Origin of the sequence: Coleofasciculus sp. G3-WIS-01 (assembly GCF_040223135.1) — a bacterium.
In the GTDB taxonomy this organism is placed as follows: Bacteria; Cyanobacteriota; Cyanobacteriia; order Cyanobacteriales; family Coleofasciculaceae; genus Coleofasciculus.
Window position 1 is genome coordinate 1 of sequence record NZ_JAVJZI010000214.1, and the last position, 9,107, is coordinate 9,107.

9 protein-coding genes are annotated in these 9,107 nt (G+C 46.9%); 5 read left to right on the forward strand and 4 right to left on the reverse strand.

Features of this window, described 5'->3' with window-relative positions:
• Positions 1–352: 352 nt before the first annotated feature.
• Both RIM23_RS22230 and RIM23_RS22235 read left to right on the forward strand, forming a co-directional pair.
• A complete protein-coding gene (locus tag RIM23_RS22230; protein WP_446369394.1) occupies positions 353–1,213 on the forward strand; it encodes an SDR family oxidoreductase in 861 nt (286 codons plus the stop codon).
• A gap of 216 nt (positions 1,214–1,429) precedes the next feature.
• Entirely contained in the window at positions 1,430–2,008 is a 579-nt protein-coding gene (locus tag RIM23_RS22235; protein WP_446369396.1) for a chorismate--pyruvate lyase family protein, read from the forward strand.
• Positions 2,009–2,352: 344 nt separating this feature from the next.
• Here the strand turns inward: RIM23_RS22235 and argZ are convergent, their stop codons facing one another.
• On the reverse strand, positions 2,353–4,461 hold the full coding sequence (gene argZ / locus RIM23_RS22240; protein WP_446369398.1) for a bifunctional arginine dihydrolase/ornithine cyclodeaminase: 2,109 nt from the start codon (positions 4,459–4,461) through the stop codon (positions 2,353–2,355).
• Between the two features lie 140 nt (positions 4,462–4,601).
• Between argZ and RIM23_RS22245 the strand changes: the two genes are divergently transcribed.
• Both RIM23_RS22245 and RIM23_RS22250 read left to right on the forward strand, forming a co-directional pair.
• Entirely contained in the window at positions 4,602–4,913 is a 312-nt protein-coding gene (locus tag RIM23_RS22245) for a hypothetical protein (RefSeq protein WP_446369400.1), read from the forward strand.
• Between the two features lie 66 nt (positions 4,914–4,979).
• Positions 4,980–5,231: a hypothetical protein gene (locus RIM23_RS22250; RefSeq protein ID WP_446369402.1), complete on the forward strand. Its 252-nt coding sequence runs from the start codon at positions 4,980–4,982 to the stop codon at positions 5,229–5,231.
• Positions 5,232–5,441: 210 nt separating this feature from the next.
• On the opposite strand, the gene RIM23_RS22255 is transcribed toward RIM23_RS22250, so the two are convergent.
• From RIM23_RS22255 to aroC, 3 genes are read right to left on the reverse strand one after another with little or no spacing between them, the layout of a single operon-like run.
• Positions 5,442–5,597: a hypothetical protein gene (locus RIM23_RS22255; RefSeq protein WP_446369404.1), complete on the reverse strand. Its 156-nt coding sequence runs from the start codon at positions 5,595–5,597 to the stop codon at positions 5,442–5,444.
• Positions 5,598–5,642: 45 nt separating this feature from the next.
• A complete protein-coding gene (locus tag RIM23_RS22260; RefSeq protein ID WP_446369406.1) occupies positions 5,643–6,491 on the reverse strand; it encodes an MBL fold metallo-hydrolase in 849 nt (282 codons plus the stop codon).
• Positions 6,492–6,498: 7 nt separating this feature from the next.
• Positions 6,499–7,593: a chorismate synthase gene (gene aroC / locus RIM23_RS22265; RefSeq protein WP_446369408.1), complete on the reverse strand. Its 1,095-nt coding sequence runs from the start codon at positions 7,591–7,593 to the stop codon at positions 6,499–6,501.
• Positions 7,594–7,695: 102 nt separating this feature from the next.
• Here aroC and RIM23_RS22270 point away from each other — a divergent pair, with 102 nt between their 5' ends.
• Complete coding sequence (locus tag RIM23_RS22270) at positions 7,696–8,823, forward strand: succinylglutamate desuccinylase (RefSeq protein ID WP_446369410.1); 1,128 nt, start codon at positions 7,696–7,698, stop codon at positions 8,821–8,823.
• Positions 8,824–9,107 lie beyond the last annotated feature (284 nt).

The following is a 9,107-nucleotide window of genomic DNA, read 5'->3' on the forward strand; positions in this document are numbered from 1 at the left end:
CCCGCCCTAACTCACCGATAAATGAACAGCAAAACCCGCCCCAACTCACCGATAAATGAACAGCAAAACCCGCCCTAACTCACCGATAAATGAACAGCAAAACCCGCACTAACTCACCGATAAATGAACAGCAAAACCCGCACTAACTCACCGATAAATGAACAGCAAAACCCGCCCCAACTCACCGATAAATGAACAGCAAAACCCGCCCTAACTCACCGATAAATGAACAGCAAAACCCGCACTAACTCACCGATAAATGAACAGCAAAACCCGCCCCAACTCACCGATAAATGAACAGCAAAACCCTTTAATGCACTAAAGTGCATACTACGAACAGGAGCGCTATAACATGACAATTACACCCGATAAAATTCCCCCTCAAACCCAAGAGAGAAAACCGGCTTTAGAGTCAGAAATGACGCCAAAGCCTGAATATGATGATCCCAACTATAAAGGCAGTGACAAGTTACTGGATAAAGTAGCCTTGATTACTGGCGGAGATAGTGGGATTGGTCGTTCTGTTGCGGTTTTCTATGCTAAGGAAGGAGCCGATGTTGCGATTGTTTACTTAGACGAGCATGGAGATGCTCAAGAAACAAAAGAAGCCGTAGAATCCTATGGTCGTCGTTGTTTATTAATTCCTGGCGATATTCGCAACGAAAAGTTCTGCCAAGAAGCGGTTCAGAAAACAGTTGATGAATTTGGCAAGCTGGATATCCTGGTCAACAATGCGGCGGAGCAATATCTAGAAGAGAGCATTGAGGAAATTGACTCAGCCCGATTAGGTAGCACATTTGCGACAAATATCTTCTCAATGTTCTATTTCACTAAGGCGGCTTTGCCTCACCTTGAGCCAGGGATCTCTGTGATTAACACGACTTCAATTAATGCCTATAAAGGTAACTCGTCTCTGCTCAGTTATTCGGCGACAAAAGGCGCTATTCTTGCCTTTACTCGCTCCATTTCCCAACCTTTAATTGAGAAAGGCATCCGCGTAAATGGTGTAGCGCCAGGTCCTATCTGGACACCGTTTATTCCTGATGCGTTTCCTGGTGAGCAAGTCGAAACGTTTGGTAAACAAGTTCCGATGAAGCGTCCAGGACAACCCAAGGAGGTTGCACCGAGTTTTGTTTTCTTAGCTTCTCAAGATGCGTCTTATATGGCGGGTCAAGTGCTGCATCCGAACGGTGGTGTGGTTGTTGGTGCATAAGACTGGGTGTAGGCTAAATGTAGAGACGCGCCATGGCGCGTCTCTACATCAATTATGCTCAGGTGGTCAAATCGTCGTAAGAGTGCTACATTTATTTATTGTAGTTGTAAATAAATGTAAAGTTTGAGATTAATCAAACTATAACTGTTTAACATACCTTGATTTGAGTGTTTTTTATTCAACCAAGTGGATAGGGGAAATAGGAGTTCAGACACCATGAGCCGACTGATAGCGAACGAACACCTAATGCGAGACGACTTACAAGAGTCTCTAGAGCGTCATCATATCAATCCTGCTACATTAAGTACGTTTCAGAGAATTTTACTAACCACCGATGGCACATTAACCGATATTCTGGAAGCTTATCTATTTGAACAGATACAGGTTTTCAAACTATCACAAAATCTAATTCCCATTCCCGAATCGCTTCCGGCGATGGAATTAGCTGAAGGGACAGAAGTAATTGATAGACGAATCTTACTCCAAGGGCGCATTAGTCACAAAAACTATATTTACGCGGAATCTATCCTAGTTCCCGAACGCCTTGATGATAATTTTAGACATGAATTATTTAAAACCAAAACCCCAATTGGTAAGATTTGGTTAGAGCAAAAGGTGGAAACCTTCAAAGAAATTTTGGATTCAGCGAAAGAACCGGCTCATAGTTTAGCGGAGTATTTTAATATTGAGCCGAATGACAATCTCCTCTCCCGTACCTATCGCGTATTTTCTAAGGGTAAACCTGTAATGATGATTACAGAAAAGTTTCCTGAACGTTATTTCCTCAATAGCTGACGAAGCTATGGCGACTGGAAGTCGCAGCTACACAAACAAAGCCCGCCTTCGCGGGCTAACCCGAGTTCAGTTAACTTAAGCTAGTGGCGTGACCCAGCTAAAATTGTGGAATAGATTTTACCATTGAATAAGGCGCACGCCATGCGCCCCTACGGTTTCCGGGCGTAATTTTAATTCATCAAATTACCTGTGCCACGCCAGTAGGTTGGGTTGACGCAAGGAAACCCAACAGAATTTAGGATTGAGTTGTTCTTTAGGGTGTGGAAACCCGCCTACGCGGGTTTCCTTTGCCCAGGTGCGGTTACCCTACGGGAAGCCGCTTCGCGTCTACAACCGCCTAACGGTTAAGCTGATTGTTGATAAGGGCTGGTCAACTTATCCAACTGCTGTACCAACAAACTCAGGAATAAGCCCACATCGGTAACCACACCCACGGATTCTAATGAACCGCGATCGCTCAACTTAGTCACAACGGCTGGATTGATATCCACACAAACCATTTTCACCCCGGCTGGGGTCATATTTCCGACACCAATGGAGTGCAGCATCGTAGACAGCATCAAAATCATGTCCGCCCCTTCGAGCAGCTTAGCATAGTCGGCTTGGGCTTTAATCAAATCCATCTGGGTATCGGGTAGGGGTCCATCATCGCGAATGGAACCGGCGAGGGAAAAGGGAACATTATGTGTCACACATTCATACATAATGCCTTTTGTCAAGACTCCCTTTTCCACAGCATCAGCAATACTGCCATAACGACGGATGGTATTAATTACCTTGAGATGGTGTCGGTGTCCACCCCGCACCGGGACACCCCGTTTCATATCCACGCCCAGAGAGGTTCCCAATAGGGACTGCTCAATATCATGAACCGCGATCGCATTACCACCCAACAGCGCCTGCACATACCCTTTGCGAATTAGACGCGCTAGATGTTGAGAACCCCCGGTGTGAATCACCACCGGACCTGCTGTGACAACAACCTTGCCCCCTTGATCGCGAATTTGGCGTAATTCCCAGGCAATTTGCTCGACAATTAATTCCACCCGGCGTTCCGATGAGACACCCGCGCCCATGAAGCTAAATTCTTCACTCCCACGCTGTTCACGGGTTTTCGGCTTGTGAACGGTGCGAATTCCTTCCACACCGACAATTACCTGTTCACCGACTTCTAGATCCCGCAGGATTTTACACCGAGCGATGGGTTGGGAGTCAATCTGGGTAATCGCAATTGCCCCATCCATGCGCTGGTTTTGTACCTTCACCCACTCACCCTTAATCCGGACTTCTGTGGGATAAATCGTGGAGACATAAAAGTCATCCGGCGCCACACCCGATTGAATCACGGGTTCTAGATTAGCATCACACACCTCTTGGGCGGGAGCGACAGCGCCCAACTCAATCAGTTGGCTCATCACCTCTTCCATCACATCATGGGAGGGTGCAGATACGCGAATCTCAGCGTTAGATGTGCTTTGCCGTTGGACACCCAACTCGAAGTTGAGAACCTGGAAGCTACCGCCGGTTTCGACAATCAGATCTAAGGCGCGACTGATGAGTCCAGAGTCTAGCAAATGTCCTTCCAGGCGAATGGTGCGGCTTTCTACCGGGACATTGGCGTGGAGTTCAGTACGGACAGGTTCAGTTACTCGTAAGGTCAAGCATTTAGCCGCGCCACCTGCTTTGAGGAATTCCGTCAGGGGTGTTTCCATCACCCTAAACCCCGCCTCAGCCAAGCGTTGCTTGAGGCGATCGCTAGCTTTGTTCATGACCACAACTTGGTCAATATTCACCGCATTGCAGGCGAAGTTCACCGCATCCGCTTCTTCTAGGGCGATGCGTTTTTCTGGTGCGACTCGCATCTCAATTAAGCGATTGGAGTACGCATCAAAGGCTGGGGGATAGTAGAGTAAATAGCCGCCCGTCAGGGGACAGAAACAGGTATCTAGGTGATAGAATCGCTCATCGGTGAGTCGCAGGGAGACGACTTCAATATCAAGCCATTTTGCCAGATAGGGGTGAGAATCTAATTCTGAACGGAAGCCATAGCCCGCCCACAACCAGCGTCCTTCTCGATCCAGGAGGGCATCCCCTGCGCCTTCAAAGGGGAGTTCTTTGGGGAGTTCGTAGACGTTGTAGCCTTGGGCTTCAAACCACTCCTTGAAATGGGGTTCCTCACCCTGGCGTTCTTTGTGCAAGAACCGACTCAGGACAACATTTTTACCCAAAACCAGCCCCGCATTTGCCGTAAACACCATATCGGGCCACCCTTGTTGAGGGTTAACCAAATCCACGATCGCGTGATCTTTGAGGACATGGTGCAATTTGTGCCACTGTTCGACGGCGCGATCGCGCGAGGACTTATGAATATTCCCTTCCATCCAGGGATTTATCACATAGTCTACATCGTAGTGGTCTGGAGCGCACATGAGAAAGCGAATCGTATCAGTCATAATCAATTTTTAATGGGTAGACGCTTACAATAGACCAACTTCCTATCCTATCGGATTTTCCAAGGACAACCCATATTAGGTATAGTGCTGGATTATGGGGAGATGCGATCGCCTCTTCAGTCGTCATACCCAATCGACTTTTGTCAACCCCTTCTGCCCTCTACCCTCTACCCTCTGTACTAGAACGGGTGATTCAACAAGAACGGGATCTCCTAATCTTATCCATTGATCAGCAAGAGTGGGACTTACTATTGCAAGTTGTGCAACGGCAAAATGTCAGAGGTGCTCAAGAATATCATGTGCTGTTACGCCGTCTCTGGTTATTTGAGTATCGGGATGAACGGGGATGCTGGTTTGGGATTAATCCTGTATTAGCTGAGTCAGAAATATTTAAGTCTTGGCAAAAGAGTAGTATAGCGGTTTCCCAACCTGTGTGGTATACCCATTTGTAGCGGTGTGTTGGGGCGCAAGGCTTGCGCCCTGACCAAGGTATTGCATCAGACTATTCTAAAAACACTATGAGTGATATTAATTTACTGGCAAATGCTGATGATGAAAACGAACGTTCCCTGAACACATTAGCTAGAGCAATCCAGCTTTCACGAGGACAGTTCTGTTTAATCTTAGCTCGCTGCAATTATGCTTGTTGCCAAGAAAGAATGGCACAACAATTGCAACAGCGATGTTCTAATACAATCTGCTCTGACCCGATCACCAATTCTCACTTCCATTGGGGTAATCGTCCCACCTTTACGCTTCCTTACCCCTAACTTATCTGGTACTTCAAAGTGCAATTGACGACGGAAGAATCCATACTCTTTCCCCCGACGCGGCGCACCGGGACGGGTGATGATTTTAAACGGGGAAGGGGTCACGTTAACGTTACCCTTGTGGGTGTAACCGTGGGAGTTAGAGCCAGTAAACGGAACATAGTTGATGAAATACCCACAAGCCAACGTCACCCCATCAACCGCGTGAGTTTACGGTTTAGCTATGGACTTGTTAGCCTTATCCTTCTCCAGCCCTAGTTGGGTTCGGAGTTGGGATGTGCCGTTTCCATCCTTTTGCCAACCATGCCGGACATAGACAGGGGCAATTTTTTCCATTTGGGATATTGCCCAATTCTGACCCGTCATTACTGGGGAAAATCCCTTCGCTTCGCTAGTGGGGCAAGCTTTTGACTAGATAAGCGGAATAATGAGTCCTTCCTTTGCCAAAAACGAACCTTCACAAGCACTTTGCACCTCAATGGCAATTTCATCGAGCATATCATCGTTATGATTCGGTTCGTGGTGAAAAATTGCCAGTTGTTTAACTCCGGCGGCTTTGGCGAGTTTTACCCCTTCTTGCCAGGTTGAATGTCCCCAACCGACTTTGGGAGACTTGGGATTGTGGTATTCTTGGTCAGTGTACATGGCATCGTAAATCAGGACATCTGCATCACGAGCTAAATTCAGCACATTTTCGTCTAAGTGATCCGGATAATGTTCTGTATCGGTACAGTAGACCGCCGAACGTCCCTGCCATGTTACCCGATAACCCATCGCCCCATTGGGATGATTTAGGGGACTGGTTTCAATGGTAATATCCCCTAGCGTCATCGTATCGCCACAGATTAAGTCATAGAATTTCAAATCCGCCTGGATATCACGTTTCGGCACAGGGGAATTCAAGTGCAATACCCGCTCTTTGAAATGCTGCTGCATTGACACTCCATCGGGTGCGGCGCCATGAATATGCAACAGATTACCCTCGATAAAAGCGGGGTCAAAAAAGGGTACGCCCTGAATATGATCCCAGTGATAATGGGTAAAAAACCAATAGGCTTCAATGGGAAGTTGGGGCTTTAGATGTTTCCCCAGCATCCGGATACCGGTACCCCCATCAAAAATTAGGCGTTTGTCAGCGATACGCATCTCCACACAGGAGGTGTTCCCGCCGTAGCGAATGGTTTCTTTGCCAGGGGAGGGAATACTACCCCGCACGCCCCAGAATTGGACAACGAACTCAGAGGAAGGACTGCTTTCCATCGGAATTTTAAGGCTTTAATGTATGGCACTGACCCTGATGACGCAGTAGGTGATCACATAATACTAAGGCGACCATTGCTTCTACCATAGGCACAGCCCTGGGTAAGACGCAAGGGTCGTGACGCCCTTTGGCAGCAAGTACTGTTTCTTCACCGGTACTGGTCACTGTACGCTGTTCTTTTCGTATAGTAGCAGTGGGCTTAAATGCCACTCGCAAAATAATCGATTCTCCGTTTGTGATGCCTCCCTGAATGCCACCAGAACGGTTGGTTGTCGTCCGTACCGCTCCAGTATCATCGAGATAGAATTCATCATTATGTTCAGAACCCGTGAGCAATGTTCCGGCAAAGCCAGAACCAATCTCAAAGCCTTTGCTAGCGGGTAGGGACATGACGCCTTTGGCGAGATCCGCTTCCAGCTTATCAAATACAGGTTCTCCTAGCCCTTTTGGCACATTGCGGGCGACACATTCGACTACCCCACCGATGGAATCTCCTTCACGCCGGATTAGCTCGATTTTTTCGATCATTCTTTGGGCGCATTCACTATCAGGACAACGGACGATGTTACTTTCAACCTGTTCCAGGGTGACGGTGTGGGGATCAACGATGCCTTCTAAATCTTGAATGCGTTTAACATAGCCAACGATTTCTACATTGGCAACCTGCTTAAGGATTTTTTTGGCGATCGCACCAGCTGCAACTCGACCAATGGTTTCCCGTGCTGAGGAACGTCCACCCCCCTGCCAATTGCGAATCCCATATTTAGCATCATAAGTGGCATCGGCGTGGGATGGGCGATATTTAACCGCCATCTCTGAGTAATCTTGGGGGCGAGTATCTTTGTTGGGGACAAAGATAGAAATCGAAGTACCCAAGGTTTTCCCTTCAAAGACGCCGGAGAGAATTTCACAAGTATCGGTTTCTTTGCGCGGGGTGGTAATCTTGCTTTGTCCGGGACGCCTGCGATCGAGTTCAAACTGAATCTCTGATGCGGAAATCTCTAATTGGGGTGGACATCCATCAATCACCACACCGACACCGCCGCCGTGGGATTCCCCATAAGTCGTAATCCGAAACAGATGCCCGAAACTATTGCCCATAATAATCGAGATGATGCCTTTAAGATTCTTATGTTAGCAACGATTTAGCCGTCTGAGCCCACCCTACACCTTAGCCCTCATACTTTCCTGTACCCAATCCCTATGGTTCCCACCGTTACCACAATTCCCATTCAACATCTCGCCTCAGGCGATCGCCTCTCGATTCAAGTCTATAAGTTTATTGGCGCTAATCCTGGAAAAAAGGCTTATGTCCAAGCCAATCTCCATGGTTCAGAAATTGTTGGCAATGCTGTCATTCACCAACTTCTTGAGTTTTTCAGCCACTTAGAGGACTCTCAACTTACGGGAGAAATTTGGCTGGTTCCTGTCTGTAATCCTATCGCCACTAACCAGCGTAATCATTTCTTTGCCACTGGACGATTCAATCCCTATGATGGCAAGGATTGGAATCGGATTTTTTGGGACTACGAAAAAGAATGTGATAATTTAGCTGAGTTTGCTGAATTTCAGATGCATCACTCTCCTGAAGAAATCCGCCAAAATTATTTGCAACGTATTCAATCCAGCTTTAAAAAACACGGTGATCAACTCCAGTCTCCTAGCGGACTTCCCTTTAGTGAACGCTATCGCTATCAGCTTCAATCCCTCTGTTTAGATGCTAACTATGTGATTGATATTCATAGTTCCAGTAATCAGGCGATTGATTATTTGTATTGTTTCCAGAGTCGTGAGGAAAGTGCCAAAGCCTTTCTTTTGAATCGCGGTATTTTAATGAATGAATATGATGGTGATGCCTTTGACGAAGCTTTTATGAAGCCGTGGTTGGCATTGGAGAAGCAATTAGCCGCCTTTGGTAAAGCGATTCAGTTTGATGTTGAGTCTTGGACGTTAGAACTGGGTTCGGGGATGGAAATGAATCCCGACTCGGTAAAAAAAGGAGTTCTGGGTATCAAAAATTATCTAGCACAAAAACAACTGCTAGATTGTCCCGATTTGCCCCTAGACAACACAACCTCTCAATCGTTTGAATTTACCATAAAAAGCCAAATTAAACAATACTACGCTCCAGCCGGGGGGATGATTCAATCACGAGTTCCATTGGGCAGTAAAATTAGATCAGGTCAGTCTTTATATCAATTACTGAGTTTTAACCGAGAGGGAGATTTACCTCAATTAATTGACGTTATGGCTGAATCCGATGGTTTGGTGTTTAGCGTTGCCAAGAATCATGCCGTTAATGAAGGTGAGTATGTTTTATCAATTATGTAGATAAAGATAGATGTTGTTGTTGGGTTATCGGTGGGGAGGGCGGGTTTTGTTGTTGGGTTATCGGTGGGGAGGGCGGGTTTTGTTGTTGGGTTATCGGTGTATATTTCGATTTTTTACCTAATCAAGACCCTACAGATGTGCCTATAACATGAAATAGGGGGAGTTGTAGGTTGGGTTGACGCGGGAAACCCAACATGATTATGGGCTCGCATCCGTGAGTACGAACCTGAATCTTGGGGGGTGTTGTGGTTGTGTGATCGGTGGGGAGGGGGGGTTGGGTTGGT